Annotated in this window: 20 protein-coding genes; 8 read left to right on the top strand and 12 right to left on the bottom strand. The window is 71.9% G+C overall.

Translation table 11 applies throughout. The annotated features are described in order from the left end of the window. The first annotated feature begins 63 nt into the window (after positions 1–63). Genes ACN27J_RS23850 through ACN27J_RS23825 form a run of 6 tightly spaced genes read left to right on the top strand, consistent with a single transcriptional unit; the run spans position 64 to position 6099 of the window. Positions 64–1017 carry a thiamine pyrophosphate-dependent dehydrogenase E1 component subunit alpha gene (locus ACN27J_RS23850; RefSeq protein ID WP_421369659.1) on the top strand — a complete coding sequence of 318 codons (954 nt, stop codon included), beginning with the start codon at positions 64–66 and terminating at the stop codon, positions 1015–1017. Then, positions 1010–1993: an alpha-ketoacid dehydrogenase subunit beta gene (locus ACN27J_RS23845; protein WP_421369657.1), complete on the top strand. Its 984-nt coding sequence runs from the start codon at positions 1010–1012 to the stop codon at positions 1991–1993. Before ACN27J_RS23850 ends, ACN27J_RS23845 begins: the two co-directional genes overlap by 8 nt. Next, a complete protein-coding gene (locus ACN27J_RS23840; protein WP_421369655.1) occupies positions 1990–2817 on the top strand; it encodes an SDR family NAD(P)-dependent oxidoreductase in 828 nt (275 codons plus the stop codon). The genes ACN27J_RS23845 and ACN27J_RS23840 overlap by 4 nt, the downstream gene beginning before the upstream one ends. A 56-nt stretch (positions 2818–2873) precedes the next feature. After that, on the top strand, positions 2874–4196 hold the full coding sequence (locus tag ACN27J_RS23835) for a hypothetical protein (RefSeq protein ID WP_421369653.1): 1323 nt from the start codon (positions 2874–2876) through the stop codon (positions 4194–4196). Next, positions 4193–4489 (top strand): YciI family protein, encoded by a 297-nt coding sequence (locus ACN27J_RS23830; RefSeq protein WP_421369651.1) that lies wholly within the window; start codon positions 4193–4195, stop codon positions 4487–4489. Before ACN27J_RS23835 ends, ACN27J_RS23830 begins: the two co-directional genes overlap by 4 nt. Before the next feature lie 2 nt (positions 4490–4491). After that, positions 4492–6099 (top strand): hypothetical protein, encoded by a 1608-nt coding sequence (locus ACN27J_RS23825; RefSeq protein WP_421369649.1) that lies wholly within the window; start codon positions 4492–4494, stop codon positions 6097–6099. Positions 6100–6148: 49 nt separating this feature from the next. Here the strand turns inward: ACN27J_RS23825 and ACN27J_RS23820 are convergent, their stop codons facing one another. Together ACN27J_RS23820 and ACN27J_RS23815 are read right to left on the bottom strand one after the other, a co-directional pair. After that, a complete protein-coding gene (locus ACN27J_RS23820) occupies positions 6149–7327 on the bottom strand; it encodes a glycosyltransferase (RefSeq protein WP_421369647.1) in 1179 nt (392 codons plus the stop codon). Between the two features lie 2 nt (positions 7328–7329). Continuing rightward, a complete protein-coding gene (locus tag ACN27J_RS23815; protein ID WP_421369645.1) occupies positions 7330–7866 on the bottom strand; it encodes a hypothetical protein in 537 nt (178 codons plus the stop codon). Positions 7867–7973: 107 nt separating this feature from the next. Here ACN27J_RS23815 and ACN27J_RS23810 point away from each other — a divergent pair, with 107 nt between their 5' ends. Next, a complete protein-coding gene (locus tag ACN27J_RS23810) occupies positions 7974–9587 on the top strand; it encodes a glycosyltransferase family 2 protein (protein WP_421369643.1) in 1614 nt (537 codons plus the stop codon). A 28-nt stretch (positions 9588–9615) separates the two neighbouring features. Here ACN27J_RS23810 and ACN27J_RS23805 read toward each other — a convergent pair whose 3' ends face one another. Genes ACN27J_RS23805 through ACN27J_RS23795 form a run of 3 tightly spaced genes read right to left on the bottom strand, consistent with a single transcriptional unit; the run spans position 9616 to position 16312 of the window. Continuing rightward, positions 9616–11958, bottom strand: coding sequence for a glycosyltransferase family 2 protein (locus tag ACN27J_RS23805; RefSeq protein WP_421369641.1), 2343 nt, complete (start codon positions 11956–11958; stop codon positions 9616–9618). Positions 11959–11963: 5 nt separating this feature from the next. Next, positions 11964–14177 (bottom strand): bifunctional glycosyltransferase/CDP-glycerol:glycerophosphate glycerophosphotransferase, encoded by a 2214-nt coding sequence (locus ACN27J_RS23800; RefSeq protein ID WP_421369639.1) that lies wholly within the window; start codon positions 14175–14177, stop codon positions 11964–11966. Further along, positions 14174–16312 carry a DUF5941 domain-containing protein gene (locus ACN27J_RS23795; protein WP_421369637.1) on the bottom strand — a complete coding sequence of 713 codons (2139 nt, stop codon included), beginning with the start codon at positions 16310–16312 and terminating at the stop codon, positions 14174–14176. Before ACN27J_RS23795 ends, ACN27J_RS23800 begins: the two co-directional genes overlap by 4 nt. A gap of 404 nt (positions 16313–16716) precedes the next feature. On the opposite strand from ACN27J_RS23795, the gene ACN27J_RS23790 reads away from it, so the two are divergent. After that, a complete protein-coding gene (locus ACN27J_RS23790; protein ID WP_123607371.1) occupies positions 16717–16923 on the top strand; it encodes a PspC domain-containing protein in 207 nt (68 codons plus the stop codon). A 45-nt stretch (positions 16924–16968) separates the two neighbouring features. Here ACN27J_RS23790 and ACN27J_RS23785 read toward each other — a convergent pair whose 3' ends face one another. The 7 genes from ACN27J_RS23785 to pdxH form a co-directional block, all read right to left on the bottom strand. After that, a complete protein-coding gene (locus ACN27J_RS23785; protein WP_421369634.1) occupies positions 16969–18783 on the bottom strand; it encodes an arabinofuranosyltransferase in 1815 nt (604 codons plus the stop codon). A gap of 257 nt (positions 18784–19040) precedes the next feature. Then, positions 19041–20267 carry a glycosyltransferase family 2 protein gene (locus tag ACN27J_RS23780; protein WP_282233393.1) on the bottom strand — a complete coding sequence of 409 codons (1227 nt, stop codon included), beginning with the start codon at positions 20265–20267 and terminating at the stop codon, positions 19041–19043. Positions 20268–20486: 219 nt separating this feature from the next. Further along, on the bottom strand, positions 20487–21074 hold the full coding sequence (locus ACN27J_RS23775; protein ID WP_421369632.1) for a DUF4230 domain-containing protein: 588 nt from the start codon (positions 21072–21074) through the stop codon (positions 20487–20489). A 316-nt stretch (positions 21075–21390) separates the two neighbouring features. Beyond that, positions 21391–21702 carry a type II toxin-antitoxin system VapB family antitoxin gene (locus ACN27J_RS23770; RefSeq protein WP_123606308.1) on the bottom strand — a complete coding sequence of 104 codons (312 nt, stop codon included), beginning with the start codon at positions 21700–21702 and terminating at the stop codon, positions 21391–21393. 171 nt (positions 21703–21873) lie between these two features. Further along, the gene (locus tag ACN27J_RS23765; RefSeq protein ID WP_421369630.1) at positions 21874–22494 is read right to left on the bottom strand and encodes a nitroreductase family protein; all 621 of its coding nucleotides are present in this window, start codon (positions 22492–22494) and stop codon (positions 21874–21876) included. Continuing rightward, positions 22494–23459 (bottom strand): aldose 1-epimerase family protein, encoded by a 966-nt coding sequence (locus ACN27J_RS23760; RefSeq protein WP_421369629.1) that lies wholly within the window; start codon positions 23457–23459, stop codon positions 22494–22496. Before ACN27J_RS23760 ends, ACN27J_RS23765 begins: the two co-directional genes overlap by 1 nt. Positions 23460–23544: 85 nt before the next feature. Next, the gene (pdxH, locus tag ACN27J_RS23755; protein WP_421369627.1) at positions 23545–24204 is read right to left on the bottom strand and encodes a pyridoxamine 5'-phosphate oxidase; all 660 of its coding nucleotides are present in this window, start codon (positions 24202–24204) and stop codon (positions 23545–23547) included. Positions 24205–24342: the final 138 nt, after the last annotated feature.

Here is a 24342-nt window from a genome sequence, read left to right as displayed (position 1 = left end):
CTCTTCCATAGCATGACATCCCTGGTCTAGGCTCCGTTCTCAACGGACTGCAATAAGGGACTAATGAGCGTTGGGGGTGTGATGGGGCTGCCGGACGACTACCGGTCGATGGCCCGGATCCGCCGGTTCGAGGAGCGGCTGACCGCTCTCAAGGACGGCGGCGAGATCCCGGGGTCGATCCACCTGTGCAACGGTCAGGAGGCGATCCCGGTCGGTGCCTGCCGTACGCTGCGTGACGGCGACTACGTGACTGCCACCTACCGTGGTCACGGCTGGGCGATCGCTCGCGGCGTCGACCTCGCCGGACTGTTCGCCGAGATGATGGGCCGCGACAGCGCGCTGTGCGGCGGCCGGGCCGCCTCCCCGTACCTGTCGGATCCGAGCCGCTGGTTCGTCGGCGAGAACTCCATCGTCGGCGCCGGGGTGCCGGTGGCCGCCGGGGCCGCGTTGACCGCGCAGCGCACCGGCTCCGGCGCGGTCTCGGTGGTGAGCATCGGCGACGGCGCGATGAATCAGGGCAACGTGCACGAGGCGATCAACATGGCCGCCGTGCTGGACCTGCCGCTGGTCGTCGTCGTGGAGAACAACGTCTACTCGGAGATGTCGCGGATCGAAGACATGGTCCGCGTCCGCCAACTCGCCGAGCGGGCACCCGGCTACGGCGTACCCGGTCGGGTCGTCGACGGCAACGACCCGGACGCGGTCGCGGTCGCCGTCGACGAGGCGGTGGCCCGCGCCCGCGAGGGCTCCGGCCCATCCATCGTGGAGGCAATGACCGAACGCCTGGTCGGGCACTACAGCGGCGACGCCCAGCACTACCGGCCGGCCGGCGAGATCGCCGCCGCCCGCCAGCGTGAGCCGCTCGCCCGCATCCGGCAGGCCGCCGACGCGGCGCTGACCGCCGCCCTGGACGCGATCGACGCCGAGGTGGACGCCGAGATCGAAGCCGCCGTCGCCGCCGCCCGCGCCACGCCGCTGCCCGACCCGGCGACCGTCAAGGAGCACGTCCATGTCTGAGTCCCTGCGCTACATCCAGGCCGTCAACGCCGCCCTCACCTGGGCGTTGGACAGCCGGGACGACACCATCTACTTCGGCGAGGACGTCGCCCTGCCCGGCGGGCCGTTCGGCGCCACGAAAGGGCTGCACAAGCGGTTCGGCTCGGCGCGGATCTTCGACACCCCGATCTCCGAGTCCGGCTTCCTCGGCATGGCGCTCGGCGCGGCCATGACCGGCCTGCGGCCGATCGCCGAGATCATGTACGCCGACTTCTCGTTCGTCGCGATGGACCAGTTCGTCAACCAGATCCCGACGATCCACTACGCCAGCAACGGCCGGTGGCGGGTGCCGTTGGTGATCCGGATGCAGCAGGGCTACTCCCCGGGCGCCTGCGCGCAGCACTCGCACTCCCCGGAGGCGTACTTCGCGCACACCCCCGGACTACGGCTGGCTCTACCGGCCACTGCGGACGACGCGTTTCAGATGCTGCGTACCGCCGTGGTCAGCGACGACCCGGTGGTCGTCGCCGAGGCCCGGATGCTGTACCCGACCCGGGGCGAGGTGCGCACTGACGCCGCGGTGGAGCCGGTCGGCGGCGCGCGGGTGGTCCGCCCTGGCACCGACGTCACCGTGGTCGCCTGGTCCCGGATGGTGTCCGCGTCGGTGGACGCCGCCGGGCAGTTGCACGCCGACGACGGTATCGACGCCGAGGTGATCGACCTGCGTTGGCTCAACCCGCTCGACTTCGACACCGTCGCGGCGTCGGTGGCCCGTACCGGCCGGCTCGTCGTGGCCCACGAGGCCAACCTGACCGGCGGCTTCGGTGCGGAGATCGCCGCCCGCGCCGCCGCCGAGTGCTTCGCCGACCTGCGTGCCCCCGTCGCCCGGGTCGCCTGCCCGGACGTGCCGATGCCGGCCGCACCGGCGTTGCAGGCCGCCGTCGTGCCGGAGGCCGCCGACGTGGCCGCCGCCGTGCGCCGGACGGTCGGCGCGTGACCAGCGGCGGCCGGGCCGTCACCCTGGCGGAGGATCCGGCGGCGGAGGATCCGGCGGCGGCCACACCGGCCAGCGGTACGGCCTCCCTGCTGGCCGGGCGCCGGGTCGTGGTGGTCGGCGGTGCCTCCGGCATCGGGCTGGCCACCGTCCGGGCCGCCACCTCGGCCGGCGCCGCCGCAGTCGCCGTCCTCGACGCCGACGGAGCCGGTGCGGCCCGCGCCGCCGAGCAGGTCCGCCACCTCGGTGTCACGGCGTACTCCCGTCAGGTCGACGTCACGGTCGAGATTGAGGTGGCCGACGCGTTCGACGGCGTCGCCGCCGCCTGGGGCGGCATCGACGCGGTGCTGCACGTCGCCGGGATCATGCAGGGCCAGGGCCTCGACGTGACCGACGTGCCGATCGAGCTTTGGCACCGGGTGCTCTCGGTCAACCTGACCGGGCCGTTCCTGGTCGCCAAGCACGCCGTGCCGCACCTGGCCGCCGGCACCGGGGTGCTGGTGCTGGTCGGCTCCAAGGCGGGCGTGCTGACCGGCTCCGGGTCGGTACCCTACGGCGCGAGCAAGGGAGGGTTGCACGGTCTGGCGCTGACCCTGGACCGCCAGCTTCGCGCACGAGGGGTCAGAGTGCACGCGCTCTGCCCCGGCGACATCGACACCCCGTTGATGCGCCGCTCGCTGGACGAGGCGCGGGCCAACGGGGTCGATGCCGGCCGAGTCGCCGGCATCGAAGCCGGCCTGGGCCGGCCGGAAGATGTGGCGTCGGCGTTGGTGCTACTCGCGGCACCACTGTCGGCCAGCATCACCGGCACCGTCTACACCGGCTGAACGGCCCGGCTGAGCAGCCCGCCCGCGAGCCGGCGACGACGTGGAGGCAGCAACACATGATCGGCATCATCGGGCCGGAGGATTCCATCCGGCTGGTCCAGGAGGTCGCCGCCGGCGAAGGGCGGCCCGGCGAACTCGCCAGCCGCGCGTACGCCCGGCCGGAGCAGGCCCCGGAACTGGCCCGCGAGCTCGACAAGCTCTGCCAGGTACTGCTGTTCACCGGTCGGATCCCGTACGCGCTGGCCACCGCCGCCGGTGACCTGCGGGCCGAGGTCGACTACATCCGCCACGGCGGCATCGACCTCTACCGCACCCTGTCCCGGATGCTGCTGGCCACCGGCGGTCAACTGCCGACGGTCAGCGTCGACACCATCGAGGCCGCAGTGGTGCGGGAGACGTACCACGACATCGAGGTGCCCGCACCGACCGAGATCCTGCCGATCGCCGACTCGACCGGACTGCTCTACGCCACCCTCGACGACGTCACCGCCTACCACCGCGACCGGTATGCCGCCGGTGCCGTCGAAGCCTGCCTGACCTGCCTCGGTGCGGTGCACCGCGACCTGCGCGAGGCGGGCGTGCCGGTCTGGCGGGTCGAGCACACCCGCGCGTCGGTGCGCGACGCGCTACGCCGCGCCTGGCTGGCCGCCGAGATCCGGCAGTCCCGGGCCACCCAGATCGCCGTCATGATGATCGAATTCGCCGAGCCGACCAGCCGGCGGCACGACCCGTACGAGGTGGAACGGCAGCGGCTGCGGCTGCGCGAGGCGCTGCTGGAACACGCCGAACGGATGCGCGGGCGGCTCAGCATGATCGACGACCGGACGATGGTGATCACCACCACCCGGGGCACCGTGGACAGTGCCCTCGCCCGCCACCGGGCCGGCCACGCCTCCCTGCTCACCCTGCGCGGCGTCGACGGCGGCCACACCGTCGGCTTCGGCGCCGGCACGACGATCGCCGCCGCCGAGGACAACGCCCGCAAGGCCCTCGCGTTGAGCCGGGGCAGTGGTGACACCCACGTCGTCTTCCCCGACGGGGAGATCCACTCCAGCCGGGTGAGCCCGGTCAAGCAACGCCTGCGGGAGACCGCGCCCGGCATCCTGCGCGTCTCCGAGCAGCTCAAGCTCGGCCCGCTGTCCACCCGACGGCTGCTGGAGGCGCTGCATCAACTGGACCCCAACGAGGTCACCGCCCGCGGCCTGGCCGACGCATACGGGGTGGAGGCCCGCTCGGCACGCCGGCTGCTCAACTCGCTGCGCGCCGCCGGCTACGCCGACGAGGTCGGAGTGCATGTCAGCACCGGAGCCGGCCGCCCGCAGACGGTCTACCGGGTGGCGATGCAGCGGCTGTTCGAAGCGATTGGCGGTGACGCGTGAAGTTCGAGCCAACCTACCTGGTCACCGCCAGGTACGCCGCCGACGCGGCGCAGCGGCGCGGGCCGCACCGGTCCGCTCACCTGGACCGGGTCGCCACCCTGCTCGCCGACGGCACCGCGCTGGTCGCCGGCGCGTACGCCGATCTGAGCGCGTCGGTGCTCATCGTGCGGGCCGCCGACGCCGCCGCCGCCCGTGCGGTGTGCGAGGCCGACCCGTACTGGCGGCACGGGGTGTGGACCGCCATCGAGGTGGCCGAGTACCTGGCCGCCACACCACAATCCCTCGGGAGGTAGACATGTCGCAGTTACGACGGATTGCCGGAGTCCAGGTACGCGGTGCCGAATCCGCGCCGTACGCTGCCCGGCTGCTCGCCGAGACCTTCGGCAGCTCCACCGACGGGGTGCCGGTGCACCTCGACGCCGACCCGGCGCTGCCGGAGGGCGCCTACCGGATCGAGGTTCCGGCCGGTGGCGGGCCGGGCGCGGACCCGACCGGTGACGGTGGGATCCGGCTGACCGGCGACCCGTTCGCCGGCCTGATCTACGCCGCCCGGGAGCTGACCGAGCTGACCACCGAACGCGGGGTCCCGGTGGGGGTACGGGAGCAGGCACCCGGGCTGGCGCTGCGCACCCTGTGGACCTGGGACCACTCGACCAACTGGGATCTGCGCCAGCTCGGCCAGCAGGAGATCGGCGCGCTCAACCCGTACGCCAAGTCAGCCGACGCGTTCGGCGCCGACTACCGGCGACTGGTCGACTTCTGCAGCCGGGAGCGGATCGGCGGGATCGTCGTGTACGGGCTGCTGCGCGACGCGCACGGCGGAGTCGACGCGGCCCGCGACCTGTGCGCGTACGCCAACGAGCGGGGCGTGCGGATCATCGCCGGGATCGGGGTCAACGCCTACGGCGGCATCTACTTCGACGGCCGGCACCGCTACAACCTGGCGACCTGGCTGCGGCAACGCCCCGACCTGGCCGCCGAGCTGCCGAAGAAGATCGGCTTTGACATCGACGAGTTCGGCGATCTGCACTTCCCGGCCAGCGAGTACATGATGGCCGCCTGCCCGTCGCAGCCGGACAATCTGGCCTGGAATCGCGACGCCGTCGACTGGCTGCTGGAGACGATCCCGGTGGGCGGGATCAACTTCGAGACCGGCGACTACGGCAGTTGCGCCTGCGCTCGGTGCACCCGGCGCACCGGCGGTGAACGCACCTCCTGGTCGTACGAGGCGATGCGGTCGGTCTACCCTGCGCTGCTGGACACGGCCCGGCGTACCGGGCCGGCCGGGGTGCCGCTGCGGCACCTGGTCGAGGTCTACTGGGACAACATCTTCGACCTGCCGGCACAGCGTCCGCTGGCCGACCTGCCCGACGACGTGGCCTACCAGTACTGCGTCAACCGGGGGTTCTGGTACGACAACCGGGACCGGTTGACCGCCGCGCACGTCGAAGCGCTACCGCACACGGCGAACGTGCTGCGTACCCACGCCGGATCGCAGTGGAACCGGCAGCGGCACTCCTGGGTGCCGCAGCTGTACGCCGACATGGCGGCCCGGGTCGGCGCGGCCGGCATGCGGGGGCTGACCATCTTCGGCGAGGCGGGCGCCTACCACCCGACGAACGAGATCAGCTATCTGGCGTACGCCCGGTTCGGCTGGAACCCGGAGCTGGACTGGGCGGACTTCTGGCGCGACGAGGTCGCTCCCCGGTTCGGTGGCGGGGCCGAGGCGGAGGCGTTCCGCGACGGCGCCGGGCTGCTCGACGCCCCGGCGGCTGACGCCGTCGCACTGGACAGGGTGCGCACCGACGCGCTCGGCATGGTCGCCGCGACCAGCGGTGCGGTGCAGCGCCGGTGGCTGTGGCTGGCCGAACGGGCCGCCCGATACGCGTACAGCGCCGGCTGAGTCCGGCGGCGCGACCAGTCGGCAGGGTCGCCAGCCACTGGGCGCCCCGTCACGCCAGCGGGTCGAGGTGCCGCCGCAACTCGGCCGCGAACCGGGCGCTGACCTTTGCCGGGGCCAGGGCTTCGACGTGGTCACGGACCGCCGCACGGACCGGCTCGGCACGGTCCCAGGCCCCACCGGACTCGGTGATCGTCTCGGCGGTCTTGTCCGGGTCGGACAGGTCGAACCGGCGCAGCGCGGCGTCCGGCAGCAGACCACCGACGGTGGTGCCGGTCGACACGTACGCCGGCAGGCCGAATCCGGCGGTCAGCGCCAGCGCGCCGGAGTTCAGCGACGACCGGTACGGGTAGACGGCGGCGTCGGCCGCCCGCAGGAAGTACTGCACGTCGGTGTCGGGCGCGAAGCCGGGATGAAAGATCACCGCCGGGTGCTCGGCGGCCCGGCGCATGAACTCGGGGCCGCCGGCCTCCTCGCGTACCTTGCCGGCGACCAGCCAGCGCAGCCGCAGGTCGTGCCGGACCGCGACGTCGAGCGCGTCGAGGAAGTCGCCGTGCCCCTTGTACGGCCGGACCTGCCCGAAGGTGACCAGCACCCGGGCGCCGAGCGGAATGCCGAGATGGCTGCGGGCGGCGGGCCGGTCCACCCAGTCCGGATAGGCACCGGCGAAGGTCGGGTGCGGGGCGATCACCACGCGTCGGGGCTCGGCTCCGAAAGTGTCCCGCAGGATGTCGAGGTGGCTGTCGTGCATCAGGTGCACCACGTCGGCGGCGGCGAGCATCACCTGGCGCAGCCGGGTTTCGGTCGCCCGGTGCACGGTCTCGTGCGGAAGCAGGTTGTGCACCGTCCAGACCAGCCGTACGCCCTGGTCGCGCAGGGTGTCCAGCCGCTCGGCGAAGGCATCGACCGCCGCTTCGGCCTGGCTGGTGGTGGTGCAACCGGAGGTGACGTCGTAGAGCCAGTGCACATGCAGCACCCGGCCGATGCCGTCGGGCAGTGCGGGCAGCAGCTTGTCCATCTGGTCGAGCCGGCGGACCCGGATCGGCGTCAGGTTGTGCTGGGAGAACCGGCTGTACAGCAACGACTGGTACGGATTGGCCGTGTCGACCGGCCAGTGCAGCCAGGCGACCGGGGGGCGGTCGGTGTCGGACCAGTCGGCGGCGGCCAGCGCGCTCAGCGCGTCGTCAAGCAGGTGTCCGTCGGAGGTGCCACGGCGCCAGGGAACGATCACGGCTACCCACCGTACCGTGCACCGGTGCCGGCGGCGACCGCTCGGCCGACGGATGTGCTGGCCGGGTCGCCGGCGCGCACCTCGACGACGCCGCCGGTCGCCGCGAGTCGGGTGAGGACACTGGCGGTGAGCTGGTCTCGCAGGTCGGACGGCAACTCAGCCCAGGCAGGACGCCAGTACGACAGCGGTGCGGCTCGGCCGGTGACGGTGGCCTCGATCGGGGCTGCCGGATCGGGTCGGTGCAGGGTGAGCCGGACTGCGTCGCCGGCCGGTCGACCTGCGGGCGGCGGGTCGGCGACCGGGGTCGGCCGGTCGGTGGTTGCGGGCGGCGGGTCGGCGGCCGGGGCCGGTGCGCCGACGCCGACGGACCGGACCCGCCGCTGCTCGGTCTCGTTCGCCGCCCCGCGCTGCACCAGCCGGAGCAGGGCCGCCGTTATGCCCTGACGATCGCCCTTGCGCTCGGCGATGCCGGCAAGAAGACGAACGTCGCTCGCGGTAACGTTCGGGCTGTAGAGTTGCGCCGCTGGCCGGCCGGCCATGCGCTGTAACCGACCAACCATCCGCCGTGCCGGGCGCAGCACGCGACGTACTCTACGAATCAGGGTCACCGATCCAGATTACCCAGTCGTGACGTGAGGTGAACGCGGTGCCATCCCCGACGGTCAGCGTCGTCGTGCCGGTCTACAACACAGAGAAATGGCTCGCGGAAGCGCTCGGATCGATCGAACGCCAGCCTGGTCGGGACCTGGTAGAGGTCGTCGTGGTCGACGACGGCTCGACTGACGGATCAGCCGAGATCGCCCAGCGGTACGCAGGCCAGGCCACCGCGGTGCGCTACGTCCGGCAGGACAACGCCGGGCTCGGCGCGGCCCGCAATCACGGCGTGCGCCTCGCCACCGGCCGTTACCTGGCGTTCCTCGACTCGGACGACATCTACCCGGACGGCGCGCTCAGTCACCTGACCGGGCTCGCCGACCGCCACGAGGCGGCGATCGCCGTCGGCGACATGCAAGGGCTGCCGCCCCGGCCGAACCCCGCCTGGCGTCGTGAACTGCTCATCGGTGAACGGGTCGTCGAGCACATCGCGCACGCCCCGGACCTGGTTGGCAACCCGTCGGCCTGCAACAAGATCTTCCGCCGGGATCTGGTCGACGCGGTCGGCGTCACGTTCACCGAGGGCACCGCGTTCGAGGACGTGTTGTTCACCATTCCGTTGCTGGCCAGGTCGCCCCGGACGGTCCTCACCCCCCGGCTGAGCTACCTCTACCGGCAGCGGGGGGACAATTCCTCGCTGATGGATTCCCGCAGCCAGCCGGCCCGGATCATGCAGCATCTGACCATCATCGAGCGGCTCGCCGACGAGGTGCGTGACCTGCGCCCCGACGACCGCGAAGCGGTGTACCGGTGGATCGCCTACATGCAGCTGCACTACGCGTGGCGGGCGGCGGCCGGCTGCGACGACGATCAGCTCGCCGAGTTCACCGCCCGGATGCACAGCCTCTTCAAGGACATCCCGATCGATGTGGCCAGCGAGTTCGTCGGCAACGCCGGGGCCGGGTTGCGCGCCGTCGCGATCTACGAGCAGGACGCCGAGACAGTACGCCGGCCGCGTTCCAGCCGACCGCTGCGGGTGCACGCCGGCCAGCCGTACCTCGGATATCCCGACTTCGACACCTACCGCGATCTGCTCCGGGTCCGTGAGGTGACGGTCAGTGTCAAGGCGCTGCGTGGCAGTCGGCCGGTCACCGGCCCGGCAGCCGCTGGCCCGACAGTCACCGTCCTGGGCACGGTGCGCTGCGCCGGCATCGACGGCGAACCCGGTCAGGTCCGCTCCGACCTGCTGCTGGAGATCGGTGACGGGCTGCTCCGCCAACCGGTCACCGTCGAGTGCCGCGAGAGCAACGATCTGCGCTGGTCCTGCCGGCTGGCCGCCGGCGAGCTGGCTCCCGGCCGGTACCCGGTCCGGCTGGTCGTCCGGGACAGCGGCCGCGAGTACGCCGTACCGCCGGGTCCGGAGCGCGGCGGCCGGGGCACCCTCGGCACCCGACCGACCCGGGTCGGCACCCGGGTGCTCTGGCTGACGCCGGACGCCGCCGGGCCGACACTGGTCGTCACCGACGGCACCGCCGGCACCCTGGCCCGCAGCCCGCAGTGGCTGTCCGAGATGGGTGCCCGGCAGAGCCGGAACCTGCTTCACCGGGCATGGCGGACGGCACGGTCCAGTCGACGGCGGCTGACGTCTCGCGGTACCGACAGCTGACCGGTCGCGGCGGCCGGGCCGATCGCCGTCAACTGGCCAGCAGGGCGACCCGGTGCAGCCGGTCCGGCTCCAGTCGCAGCCGGAGCGGCTGCCTGCCACCGGTGCCGTCCGCTCGGCCCAGGCCGTCCCGGATACCCAGGGACACCGGCAGGTCGCACACCTGGCCACCGGCGCCCGGTCGGTAGCCGAACCACCAGCGGCCCGGTTCAAGCTGGTCCGGGCCGGCGGCCGGCACTCGGACCTGCCAGCCTTCGTCGACGCTCTCCACCGGCAGGTCGCGGTCCGCCGGGGCGGCCGCGTCCCGCAGGTCGTCGGCGTGCCGCAGGACGACCAGGGACGGTAGGTCATCAACCGCGCACTCACCGCCGATGGTCACCCCGCTCTGATCTACAGTGGCCCAGGTGACCACCGGACCGGTCGGCAGCATCCGGATCGTCAGGCTGCCCTGATCCCCCGGCTCCACCAACGGGCCCGGACGCCCACCGACCGGGTGCAGATCGACGAAGCCCTCCCCGACCGGCAGGTGTTCGTCGGTCCGGTCGGCGCCGAGCCGGTAGCCGACCAACCAGCCCGACACCGGATCACCGACCGGCGCCGGTCGCTGGACGGCAGCCCCGGCGAGCAGATCCGCGAGCGGGATCCGACAGCTGAAGACAGCTCCGGTCGCCTCGTCGGTGTCCGGACCGGCCGCCGCCGGATCGGCGGCGGGCCGGGCGGATCCGCCGACGGCGGTCGGGTAGCGCCGCCACACCACCGCCGGCGCCCGGGACAGGGACAGGGCGGTCGGCGGCGCGACACCGGCGGCGACTGTTCCGCTGATCACCAGGCTGTCGTCGTCGACCTCGGCGGCGGTGGCCCACACCCTGGGTCGTTCGACCCGCAACCGCAGCGCACCGTCGTACAGCACCGGCACGATCCGTACCTCGGGTGCCACCCAGGTGGCGGGGAGGGCCGGCTGGATCTCGCCGACCTTGACCGGTCCGCTGACCGGCGGTCCGGCCGGGTCGACCACGCCGGTCATCACCAGCCAGGTGCCGGTCCGCCATCCTGAGCTGGGCCGCAGCGCCGACGTACGGAACGATGCGTCGAACCCCGACCCGGCCGGCAGGTCCTCGGCCGACTGACACGACGCCGAGCCGCGACCAGCGAACACCCGCGAGTGGGCCGGCCCCGGCACGCGCCGCCCGGAACGGCCCCGCTCGCGCAGCCACAGGGCGCGTAGCCGTAGCCAGGGTGCGCCGGCCACCTGCGGCGCACGGTAGACGTGCCCGGATATCCGCAACCGGCCGCCCCGCCAGGCGACCGACCGCAGGGCGGTACGCAACCGCCGGTCCGGCCGGTACAGCTGTACCGGGACGTCCGGCACCACCGGCGGTTTCTGCCCGAGCCGGGTCGCCGCCACCACGGTGAGCAGCTCGGCGAGTCGACCGTCGCCAGCCAACCGCCAGGCCACCCGCAGTCCCGGTTCGAGCCGGTCCGGCACCGACGGGTCGACCTCGGCGAGGAACTCGCCGGCCAACTGCAGGAAGCGCTGCCGGTACGCCTCGTCCGCCACGTCCGGCAGCAGGTACAGGAACATCCGCAGGTCGCTGCGTAACGCGATGGTGTCGTAGTGGTTCTTCATTCTACGGTTGCCGAGCGCGGCGAGTGACCGGCTGGCGCTGCGCACCGCCGCGAACCGGTCGACCAGGTTGGTGATCTCTGTCTGCCGTTGACTGATCGACTCCTCGGCACCGGCCTCGCGCTGGCGCCAGTGGTAGACCGGGGTGCTCAGCACGTCGATCTTCGCAGCCAGAGCGTACGCCGGAACGGTCACCGGGATGTCCTCGTACCGCACCCCTTCGGGAAACCACAGCTCGTTGCCGGTCCAGAAGTCCCGCCGGAACACCTTGTTGCAGGCCAGCCGGTCGTAGAGCAGGTTCCGGCGGCGACGTAGCCGGGCACCGAGCCGGGTCCGCCGGTGGGTGCCCCGGTGCAGCGGAGACTGCCAGAGCCCGCGTGAGTTGAACAACAGGACGTTGCCGGAGGCGATCTGCGAACCGGTCGACTCCAGCGCACCGACCAGCAGCTCGAAGGCGTACCGGGGAAGCACGTCGTCGCTGTCGACGAACGCCAGGTAGTCGCCGCTGGCCGCGCGGATTCCGGTGTTGCGGGCCGCGCCCAACCCTCGGTTCGGCTGCCGGATCAGCTGGAACCGGGGATCGGCCTCGGCCCGCGCGGCGGCGATCTCACCGCTGTCGTCGGTGGAGCCGTCGTCGACCAGGACGAACTCGATGTCCGGGTGGGTCTGGTCGGCCAGCGAGTCGAGGCATTCCGGCAGGTAGCGCGCCACGTTGTAGATCGGTGTGACGACGCTGAGCAGTGCGCCCACCGGGGTCAGCGGGCAGCCGGCTGGGTTGGCTCGCCGAGCAACGCGCGGCGGACCACCCGCTCGGCGGCGTGCCCGTCGTCGAGGTGGCAGAACCGCCCCCGGAACTGGGTCCGGGCCTTGGCCGCGGCGTCGTCGTCGACCGCTCCGGTACGGAACACGTCCAGCAGGTGGCCGAAGGTGGTGGCGACCGCTCCCGGGGGTTCCGCGGTGATGTCGAAGTAGACGCCCCGCGCCATCGCGTACGCCGCGGCATCCGGCGCGTAGATCACGATCGGTCGGTCCAGGATCGCGTAGTCGAACATCGCCGACGAGTAGTCCGTGATCAGCACGTCGGCGGCGAGGTACAGGTCCTCGACCACCGGGTGCGCCGACACGTCCCGGACCCGGCCGCTGGCCGGGGCGTTGGGCGCCCGGCCGGTCCGCTGCCGGTCGTGGAAGTAGTGGCTGCGGATCAGCAGCCAGGCGTCCGGGCCGAGGACCTCGGCGAAGGCGTCGGCGTCGAAGTCGGGCCGCCAGCCGGGCTGGTGTTCGCGGTGGGTCGGCAGGTACAGCACCACCCGCTCGCCGGGAGCGATGCCGAGCGCCTCCCGGGCCGCGGCCACCTCGGCGTCGGTGGCCAGCGCCAGCCGGTCGTTGCGCGGATAGCCGGTGTCCAGCGATTCGAAGCTGGCCGGGTAGGCGCGCTCCCACATCTGGGTGGAGAAGTGGTTGGCACTGACGCTGTAGTCCCACCGGTCCACCCGGCGCAGCAGCAGGGAGAAGTTCATCGAGGTGGCACCGATCGGGTGCCGCTGCTGGTCCAGGCCCATCACCTTGACCGGCGTGCCGTGGTGGGTCTGCACGTGCACGGAGCCGGGCCGCTTGCGAACGTAGTCGGGGAAGTTCACGTTGTTGATCAGCCACTTCGACCGGGCCAGGGCCCGGTAGTAGCCCCGGGTGCCCGCGACGACGTACGGCACCCCGGGCGGCATGCTCGGGGCCCGGTCCCGCCGGACCACCCAGACGCTCTTGATCTGCGGGGCGATCTGCGCCGCCTTGGCGTGGATCGCCGCCGGGTTGCAGCTGTAGCCCCGGTACCAGTACGCGGCGTACAGCGCCAGCGACTCGTCCATCGGCAGCCGCAGCTGCAGCCGGTAGTAGCCACGCAGCAACGTCCGCCGGCCGACCCGGGCCAGGTTGATCAGCCGCCGCTTGACCGGCCGACCGAACCGTCGGGTGACCGAGGGCAGCTTCTTGCGGGCCTGCTGGCCGACCCGCAACGCGGCGAAGGTACGCCACCGGTTGGCGGCCAGCAGCCGCCGCTTCAGCCCTTCCACACCATCCGGCTCGGGGTAACCGCCGGCCGGCAGCCGCCGCTGGTAGTCGGCGTGTGCCCGGGCGAAGAACTCCCGGTGCAGCTCGCGGGGCAGCCGACCGCCGTGTCCCAGCACCATCAGGTAGTGGGAGATCATCAGACCGAACAGCTCGGGCCGGACCGGATCGGCCTGCGGGCCGCGGGCGTCCAACCAGTCGAAGGTGTGGCCCCAGTGGTCGAACATCTCGAAGTGCCGGGCGCTGCGGGTCCGGGTGATCGCCCCGGTGCGACGCTGCCGGTAGTTGACGCACGCCCGGTCGAGCACGGTGATCCGCTCGGCCGCGACCAGCAGCGGGAAGGTGAACGACACGTCCTCGTACCAGCCAGCCTCGAACCGCAGCCCGAGATCGACCAGGAACTCCCGGCGGGTGACCTTGTTCCAGGCGGTGTGCAGGACCTTGAGCGTCTCCGGCCGGGTCCGCACGTCGAACACCTCGTCGCCGGGCGAGGTCGGGAAGGCCTGACGGAGCGCGCTACCCGCCTGGTAGTTGTTCCAGAAGACCCGTACGTGGTCGACGATTAGCACGTCGGGGGTGGTGTCGCGGAGCCGGTTGGCGACCGCCCGCAGCGCACCGTCGGTCAGCCAGTCGTCGCTGTCCAGGAACCAGACGTACTCGCCGGTCGCCGCGTCCAGGCCGGCGTTTCGGGCCTTGCCCAGGCCGACGTTGGCCGGCAGCGACAGCACGGTCAGCCGGGGGTCGCGGGCGGCGTACTCGGCGAGGATCTGCCCGGAGGTGTCCGGCGAGCAGTCGTCGACCGCGATCACCTCGACGTCGGTGAACGACTGCCCGAGGATGGAGTCAAGGCACTCCCGCAGGTAGCCCTGCACCTTGTACACCGGCACAACGATACTGATCAACGTCATCGGTCATCACCTGCGATCGTGCCGGCGGGGCGGCCGGCGGGGTGGAGGGAGGGAGCCGGACCAACCGGCATGGCCGGCCGTCGGCGGGGTGCCGGGATCCGGGCGACGGCGCCCGGCGGGCGGTGATCCGCTGCTCGATCCGGCGCCGCCGGCCGATGATCGATCACCGCGGTCACGAGGAAGTGCAGCACCAGGTAGCCGGCGAATGCGGCAACCACACCGGTGGTCACCGCGACCGGGGTGACCGTCGCGGGCAGCCCGGGAGCGAGCAGCATCGGTCCGGCAGCGGCGGCGGCCAGCAGCAGTGTCCGGCCGTCCCAGCCGAGGCTCCACCGGCGCAGCGGTGGTCCGTCGAGCCGTTTCTCCAGCCGGGCGGTCAGATCGTAGTGGTGCAGGGCGAGGATCAGCAGCAGTCCGTAGGTGACCGCGGCCGGCACGCCGGCGACCACGCCGGCCGCGACGACGAAGAGAAGTTCGGCCGCCCGCAGCGCCGCCGGCACCAGCCAGTCGAGCGCGCCGGTGGCCGGCCGGGCCGCGCTGGCCGAGCCGGCCGCCAGCAGGGCCGCCGCGCCGACGAGAACGGCACCGGCACCGGCGAACACGCCGGTCGCGGTCAGGGCCAACAGGATCGCGGCTGTCCCGGCGGCGACCACCGCGAGGGGCAACTGCCCGGCGGGGGACCGACCGGTCAGCAGACCGGCGATCCGACCGGCCAGGAAACCGTCGTCACGGTAGTTCGCGGTGTCCACCGCCGCCAGTACCGGGACCCGCATCGACCGGGCCCGCAGGGTCCGCAGGCCCGCCGTCCAGATGGCCGCGAGCAGCCCCCAGCCGAGTACGGCCCACAGGCTGACCAGCGGGCCGAACAGCACCACGGTGACGGCGATCAGTGCCCACCGCTCGCCGATCGGAAAGACGATGGTCCGTTTCGCCCAGTAGATCGGCGAGCGCGGCCCGGCGAGCACCCGATCGGAGGCCTGGCTGAGCCGGCCGCCGACCCCGCCCGCCGACGCGCCGGTGGCCGGTCGGCTCGGCGGCCGGTGGGCGGCTTCGTCGTGCAGTGCCCCGTACCAGGCGTCGGTCATGTGCCGGACGGTCTGCAACACGATCGCTGCGGTGGCCAGCACCCATCCGTCGGCCGCCCACCCACCGGCCAGTCCCGCCTGGTGTACACCGACGCCGAGCCCCGCGTAGACCAGGTACTCCTTGCCCCGGTCGGCGATGGTGTCCAGCCAACCACCGAACGCGCTGAACCGGCCGGTGTAGCGGGCCAGTTGGCCGTCGACGCAGTCGAGCACGAAGCCGAGATAGAGCAGGACCGCACCGAGCAGCAGCAGCGGTCGGTCACCGACGGCGAACAACAGCGCGGCCGCGGCGGCGAACGCGACCGAGATCGCGGTGACCCCGGTCGGGCTCAGCCCGATCCGGGCCGCGAGCTTCGCGACCATCGGTGACCAACTGCTCACGAAGTAGGTGGCGAACAGGTCGTCCTGTTCCTTCACCACGAGACGCAGGCGGGCCCGGTCGGGGTCGACGGCACGGATCCGGGCCTCGGCGTCGGACAGACCGACCGGGTCGGCCACCCGCCGGGCCACCAGGTGCCGCAGCGGGTACGCACCGACGACGGCGCCGTCGGCGACGAACTCGGCGAGGATCGCGTCCAGCGGGTGGGTGCCCGGGGGCAGTCGCCGGGTGGCGGCGGCCCGGGCCGCCGTGGCAAACGCGGGCAGGTCACCGACGCCGACCCGCAGTACGCCGCCGAAGAGCGGAAGCCGGCCAGCGGTGGCCGGGCCGGCGGTGGCCGGGCCGGTGGTGGCCGGGCCGGCGGTGGCCGGGCCGGTGGTGGCCGGGCCGGTGGTGACTTCGATGATCCGGCCGCGCAGCGCGCTGACGGCGGCGGCCTGACCGCCGCCGGAGCCGTCCGCGGCGGGCAGCAGCAGCGCCCGGGTGGACTCGGCCGGTGCCACGGAGAGGACCCGGATCACCTCGGTGTGAGCGACGACGTCGGTGGCGCACAGCAGGACCGGCCCACCGGCCCGCTCGACGAGGTCGGCGACGCCGGCCGGTTCCGCCGTCCGCACCTCGGCCGCGCCGACCGCCGCAAGCTGTTCCCGGAGGTGATCGTCAAGCGACAATCCGCTTGCGGTGCGCAACTCTCCGGCATCGGCGCTGGTGGGGGTAGCAGAAGCCCGGTTCGCCGAAATCAGGATCGCCAGTGTCACATTCGCGCGCTTCCGTCTAGACGAGCGCGCGAGGCGCTCCGAGGGGTGTCGTCGCCCGAGCGCACCGACGAGGGTGGGGGCAGCGTCAGCGTGGGCAACGCCGGCAAGATTAGCAGTCGGTGAACAATGCGGGTAGCTCGCACGTCCGTGAGATGACGCCACCCGGGCGCGGCCCCCTGAATGATCTTGAATCGGTCAGGGTAACGCCGTACGGGAGCCACGCCGCGAATCGGTCCGTGGACCGAGGCCACCGCCTCCCGGCGTACCTACCGTGGAAGTGGCAGACCGGCCAGCAACGACACCCGAAGGAGCGTCCGATGAGCCGCAAACTGGTACGTCCCCGCAACGGAAGGATGATTGCCGGCGTCTGCGCCGGGCTCGGCCAACGGTTCGGCATCTCAGCGGGAATGGTGCGGTTGATCTTCCTGCTCTCCCTGCTGCTGCCCGGCACCCAGGTGATCATTTACCTGGCGCTGTGGATCGTGATGCCAAACGAGGACCGTAACCTCGCCACGTCGTACTGAGCACCCGCCCCGGGCACCGCCAGCCCCAGGAACGGCCGACCACGGTCACCGACGGACCGAGACCACGACCTGTCCCGGCAGGTCGTCGCGGACCACCCAGTACCGCGGGTCGAACTGGTCGCGATGGAACCGCAGGTCCCGCCAGATCAGCTCGTCGCCGTCCCGGGTCAGGACGAAGACGTCGATCGGCCCGAACGCGGTCGCCGCAGACTCGGCGGCGAACGCCGCCGGGTCCTCCTGGTCGGCCAGATCGCGCAGCTCGGCCCGGCGTTCGTCCCACCGGGACAGGGTGCCCGCCGCGGTCCGGTCGTTGCTCAGGTAACCCGGCCACGGCAGGTACGAGAAGAGCCGTTCGTCGACGCTGAGGGTGACTCGGTCCGGGTCCGGCCCGGTGACCTGCTCGACCGCTCGACGTACCGGCTCGACCGGGAACCAGTCAGCGCGGCCGGTGTCGGGCGCGTACCGGGGATAGCCGCCGCCGGGCAGCGGCTCAGCGTGCGCGGCCGCCGCGTACCCCGAACCGGAGCCGCTGGTGCCCGGCATCCAATTCGTGGAGTAGACCGGCACCGCCCAGGCCAGCAGCACCGCCAGCGGCACGCCGGCCAGTCCGACCGGCGGGCTGATCCGCAGCCGGCGCAGCAGCAGCGGCACCGCGTGCACCAGGGTCAGCACCCCGGCGACGGCCAGTACGACGCCGTACAGCCGGGCCGTGTAGTGCGCGAAGGCGGTGTGCCCGGTCAGCACGAACCGCACCAACGACAGCAGGCGGTAGGCGAACGCACCGGCGGCGATCAGCAGCAGCGGCCGGGCCCACCAGGTCGACCGGATCAGCCACACCGAGCCCACCAGGCCGGCCAGCTGCAGGCCACGCAGCGGCAGGTCACCCCGCTCCAGGAACGGCAGCAGACCGTCGAGGTAGTACGGCGACACGAACAGGTCGGAAACCAGCTGTCCGCCGCCGCCGGTGGTCAGGGCCGACAAATACGGCAGCACGTACCACGCCGACGAGACGGCGGCGACCGCGGCGACCAGCAGCAGCCGCCGCAGGTACGCCCACCGGTCCGGCTCGGCCCGCCAGGCCGAGCCGACGATCACCGCGAGGCCGAGCGCCCCGTAGACCAGCCAGGCCTGGTAGAGCACCACCAGCAGACCCCCGAGCAGCCCGCAGGCCAGCCAGTGCAGCCGGCTGCGAGGCGGACGGGTGAAGGTCTCCAGCACCCACGGGATGAAAACCATCAAGGCGAGGACCTCGTACGCCTTCCGCGGGTCGGACCAGGCCAGCACCCCCACGCAGGAGATCGCCAGCGCCGTCCAGGGACCCACCTGGCGGCGCCAGAGCAGGAAACCGACCAGCACCGACGCCGAGACGAACAGCACCTCGGCGTCGCCGAGCAACCGCCAGGCCGGCTGGTCGAGCAGCACCGCCGCCCGGCCGACCAGCCAGGCGTACAGCGGCGGGTACTCCGACGGCAGCCCGGGCACCGTGGTGTCCGCGCTGGCCACGGTGACCGTGTACCGGGTGGCGGTGGCGGTCATCCGCAGCATGTCCCCGGACAGGCCACCGAAGCCGAACGGGGTGCCGTACAGCGCGGCCCGCAGGATCAGCGCCAGCCAGGCCGAGGCCAGGCCGGCGCTGACTCCGGCCAGTGCCGGCATCGCGGTGGGCTGCCATCGCCGAACGGCGGCGGCGGCCAGTCCGCCGAGGCAGACCAGCAGCAGGCCACTGGCGACCGGCAGCGCCCGACCGGCCACCGTGAAGGGGTCGGCGCGCGCCACCGACGGCAGCACGACCGCCACCGGTGTGGCCACCAGCCAGGTCAGTACGGCGAGCAGCCCCGGCCGGCCGGCCAGTGCCGGCAACCGGCTGACCCGGAGCCGACCCGGCCCTGGCCCTGGCCCTGACTCCGGTCTCCGAGATCCGTCCGGATTGTCCTGCTCCGGGATCCGGCCCGATGCCGTCCGGCCTTGCGAGCCTGACTCCCGGCCGGGCGAACCGACCTCCCGGCCGGACGGCTCGCCAGCGCCGGCCGGGGATGTCTCGACAGTCATGGTGCTCCGCGGAACCGTTCGTTGTCGTGACGCGCGCCGGCTATGTCGTGCATCGGCGGCCGTCCTGGTCAGTGGGTGCTGACGACCAGCGGGCCGGGCTCCGAGATCTGCTGATCGGCCACGGCGACGGAGACCCGCCGTAGGCTGAGCAGGCTGGAGAAGAGCCCAGCGAAGATCAGTGTCGCGCCGAGGCCGATCGCGGTCGAGGAGGGCAGCACTACCCGCATGGTGTCACTCGCGTCCTGGGCGCCGAAGCCGGTCGCACCCCAGGTGGCGACCGCCAGGATGGTGCCGGCCAGACCGAGCAGGATCAACGCGATCCCGCCGGCCGTGCAGGTCTCCAGTCTGACGTACCGGCTCCACCGGTCGGACTGTCGCAGGTCGGTGATGCCCTCGTATCTGCCGTAGATCAGCGCGAACGCTCCGAAGAGCAGCAGCTGTGCGCCGGCGAGCATGGCGAGACAGGTGTAGACGAGGGTGCTGACGTCGAACCCGATCCCGCCGACGACCAACGGGCCGACGGCCAACGTGACGGTGCCGATCAGGCCGACCGTGAACAGCACCGCACCGGGCCAGATCAGCATCTTCCGGGGGGCGAACACCAGCAGGAACCGCAGGTGACGCCAGCCGTCCCGCCAGGTCCGCAGGTGGGGCGGCCGGCTCCGGCCGTCGGGGCGCAGGGTGGTCGGCACCTCGGTGATGTCGTAGCCGTTGAGCGCGGCCCGGACGACCAGTTCGGAGGCGAATTCCATGCCCGGCATGCACAGCTGCAACTGCCGGACCCGGTCCCGGTTGAACCCACGGATCCCGCAGTGAAAATCACCCACATTCAGGTTGAACAGCCGACGGCCCAGCCAGGAGAGCACCGGGTTGCCGAGATGACGGTGCAGAAACGGCATCGCGCCGTCGGCTATACCGCCGCGGAACCGGTTCCCCATCACCACATCCCGACCGCGCCGCAATTCATGAATGAAAGGTCCGAGGTCGGAAAGGTCGTACGAGTCGTCGGCGTCGGCCATGATGACGTACCGACCGCGGGCCTGCTCGACGCCGTTGATCAGTGCTCCGCCGTAGCCGCGCATCGGGGCGTGCGACACCCGGGCACCGGCGCGTACGGCGATTTCCTGTGAGCCGTCGGTGGAGCCGTTGTCGCTGACCAGGACCTCGCCCCGGACCCCGAGCTCGTCGAGCGACCGGCGGGCCTTGCGGATGCACACCTCCAGCGTCTCCGCCTCGTTCAGACACGGCAGAAGGACAGTGACCTCGACCTCGTCGTTGCGCACCGAACGCGCCACGGGTGCACCCCCGAATTAGAGACTGACCACAGTCAGGCCGCCGTACAAGTCATGAGTCAATTTCATTTTCTGTCCCGCCGTTTCCGCGGATCCGGCCCTCGACTGCACTCTAGCGCGACCCACGCGGAACGAGTGCCCACCCCTGGACAGAAAACGCCGGACCGAAGGATGATTCGGTCCGGCGGATCATCACCCTTCCCGGGCGGTTTGCGGAAATGTCTACGGCGCCACAAAGGTGACTGAGATTTCCTCGTATCCCAGAGAGCGCAGCAGCCCCGTCAGCATCTTGCGGGTGTTCTCCTCGGCCCGCCCGGCGATCCCGCTCTCCCGGGCGGCGGCCGTGATCCGGTCCTCGGCCAACTGGTAGACCTGCTGCCGCCGGTTCGGGTCACCGCCGAACACCTCACCGAGACGGTTGAGCAGGCCGCGCTCCTCGGCGAAGACATAACTGTTGTCGAGATCGAGATCCGCGTCGGTCAACTGCGGGGCCGGCAACTCGATTTGCGCAGAAAGACCATCCTCAGAGGTAGATATGGCTTCCTCGCCGATTTGCCCGAAATCGACGTATGCCTCGACCGTTCCGACCCCGACGAACAGGGTTCGTTCGTTGAGCAGGAAATCCGGCACGTACCGTCGGTCCTGCTCAAGGTCGACGACGACCTGGTAGTTGCCCTCCGCCGCGACGAACCGGCTGAGATCCTGGATCGACTGCAGCACCGGCGGCTGAGTGCGATCGGTCTCCTGTTGGGCGAAGGGGTTGCGCCAGTTCGGCAGCAACCCGACGGCCTGGGTCGACAGCAGCACCACCGCGACCAGGCCGACGATTGCGGCGAGGCCGAGCAGCCCGCGTCGACGCCCGCCGGACTCCGCCGGTGGCGTAGCCGGCTCGACCGGCCCGGCCGGCTCCGGCGAACCGTCGGGATATTCCGGAAATTCCTGAGTAGGAGTGTTGACATCGCCGCTACGGGACATCCCCATCACCGTCCTCACCAGACGCCGGCCCACCGCCGGGACGTCTGGATTCACCGTACGGCCCCGGTACGACAACCGCATCCGGAGCCGGCCGGCGGAGCATCACGCCCGGCGGACGAATCGGGCCGGCAGGCAGGGCCGGGCCGGCAGATCAGCCGGCGGCCCGCTGCTGGATGAGCAGGTACACCCGGGCGTGGATCTGGTTGCGCTGCTGGAGCGCGGCCCGCAGGGCACGGTGCAGGCCGTCCTCCAGGTAGAGACCGCCGTTCCACTGGACCACGTGCGGGAAGAGGTCGCCGTAGAACGTCGAGTCCTCGGCGAGCAGCTTGTCCAGCGCCAGCTCCCGCTTGGTGGTGATCAGCTGATCGAGCCGCAGCGGGCGGGGCGGAATCTCCGCCCACTGCTTCAGGGTCAGACCGTGCTCAGGGTAAGGACGACCGTCCCGCACCGCTTTGAAGATCACGACGGCGCGCTCCTCCCATGTCGCCTACCGGACCGTCTGTCTGCCGAACCGCCACCCGCCGGCCGGACGCCACCGTACGCCAGCGCGTCTGCCAGCGTAGCGACCTGCCGCGACCAATCGGAGCGTTCCTGTGGCCCGTATCGCAGCGTCACCGCCGGCAACCGGCCCCGGTCAACCGTTCCACCGGCCACGATGAACCACCTCGTCGACCGGACGGCGACCGCGACGCAGCGACGGGGAACGCGTGTCAGGTGCCCGGTAGCCGACGGTGATCGCACCGATCGGGACGAACTCGTCCGGCACGCCGAACGCCTCCCGGAAATTCGGCGTGCGCTCCGGCGGGATGCCGAAGAAGCAGGCTCCCAGCCCTTCGTCCACGGCGGTCAGCAGCATCAGCAGCGCCGCGAACCCGGTGTCGATGTGCCAGTACGGCACCGGCCAGCGCGCCTCGTCGCGGTCGGTCCAACCCTTGTCCGGCTGGGCGTACCGGTCCAGGTACGCCGACCGGTTGGCGTGCGGCACGATGATCAGTGGCGCCTGGGTCATGCCGGCCAGCCAGCGGCTGCGCCGCTCGGTGTCCGGGTCCGCCGCCACCGGGGTGGTCGCCGCCCAGAACGCCGCCCGGTCGTCCGGCCGGTCCAGCACCAGGAAACCCCAGCCCTGGGAGAACCCGGCCGACGGCGCGTGGATGGCGTGCTCCAGCAACCGGTCGACGATCTCAGGCGGTACCGGGCGGTCCGGATCGTAGTTGCGGACCATCCGCCGCCGACGTACCGCGTCGCGGAACTCCATCACCGGCTCTCCGGTCCCGGTCCCGCCGGCTCCTGCCCCGGCCGGATGCCCCAGCTCGCCTGCCAGGTCTCGGCCGGCGCCAGGACGATCAGATCCCGCCCGGACCGGAACGCGTCCGGCGGGCAGGTCATCGGCTCGACCGCCACCGACCGCCGGTAGCGCGGCTCCGCCAGGGTGTCCCCGCTGAACAGCTGCCACCAGCCGAAGGCGGCGTCGGCCCAGAGCGTCACGCCTTCCGATCCATCCTGGTTGGACAACCGGACCGCGGAGCCGCCCGACGGATCCCGGTCAAGATCGCCGAACGCGGTGTCCAGCACCACCGGGCCGATCCGCCGCGGCTTGGTGAAGTCGTACTCGCCACCGGCCACCTTCGCCGCACCGATCGGCAGCAGCCGGCCGTCCACCAGCAGCCGGCTGCGGGCCGGCAGGTGCAGGGTCAGGTCGTCGACGACGGTGTCCGGCAGCCGCAGGTACGGATGGACCCCGAGCCCGAACGGTGCCGGCTCGGCGCTGGCGTTGGTCACCTGATGGGTCACCCGCAGTCCGTCGGCGCCGACCGCCCAGCGGGTACGCAGCACCAGCGACCACGGGTAGCCGGGGTGCGGGAAGAGGGTGCAGCCGACCACCACTTCCTCGGCTGTCTTGGTGATCAGTTGCCAGGGCAGCCAGCAGACCAGCCCGTGCAGCGCGGTGTGCCGGTCCGGCTCGGACAGGTGCAGCTGCCGGGTGACCTCGGCGAAGGTGTAGCGGCCGTCGCGGATCCGGTTCGGCCACGGAGCCAGGACCTGGCCGGCACCGCCGACACAGAGCTCGTCCTCGGCGTACCCGTCGACGTAGTCGACCCCACCGGCGCGGTACGCCCGCAGCCCGCCACCCACCTCGACCACGACGGCCTCGTGCCCGTCCGCCGCGATCGTCCACTGCGCTCCCGACGGCGGGCCCGGACGTGCATCGACGTTGTCCATGCGGCGACGATAACGGTTCAATCCAGCTCGCGGGTCACCCGCCGGCCAGTGATCCACTATAGCTAAGAGTAAATTAAAGGTTGCGCTACGGCGCGATCCGCTCGATCGACCAGCCACCGCCGGCATCCCGGCGGTACCGCAACCGGTCGTGCAGCCGGTCGGCCCGGCCCTGCCAGAACTCGACGGTCCACGGCGTCACCCGCAGGCCGCCCCAGTGCGGCGGCGGTGGCACCACGGTCGGCTCCGGGAACCGCCGCCGGGCTGCTGCCAGACCGGCGTCGACCGCCGCGCGGTCCGGCACCACCCGCGACTGCGGGCTGGCCCACGCGCCGAGCTGGGAGCCACGCGGCCGGGTGGCGAAGTACGCCTCGGTCTGCGCCCGGGGGACCGGTGCCACCACCCCACGTACCTCCACCTGCCGGGACATCGCGAACCACGGAAAGAGCAGGCTGACCGAGGGATTGTCGGTGGCCTCGGTGCCCTTGCGGGACCGGTAGTTGGTGAAGAAGACGATTCCCGTCTCGTCGTACCCTTTCATCAGCACCGTCCGGGTACTCGGTCGCCCATCGACGTCGGCCGTGGCCAGCACCATCGCATTCGGCTCCGGCAACCCGGCCGCCACCGCGTCGGCGAACCATCGGGCGAACTGGGTGTGCCAGTCGACGGCGAGGTCGCAGCGACGCAGTTCCGGGGCACCGCGATAGTCACGACGCGGCAGACTCGGTCGTGGTGTGTCTCCCGTCACGTCGCTCTCCTGAACTAGGGCTACCCCTGGCACCGAACTTACGCTGGGTACCCACCAGGCACGAACAACCGGTCACCCACCGGGCGCGAACGACCAGTCACCGCAGCACACGGACGTCAGTGAAAGCCGTTCAGGGCA

The sequence above is a fragment of the Solwaraspora sp. WMMB762 genome (assembly GCF_049179115.1).
Lineage (GTDB): Bacteria > Actinomycetota > Actinomycetes > Mycobacteriales > Micromonosporaceae > Micromonospora_E.
This window is presented reverse-complemented; position numbering and strand designations above follow the sequence as displayed.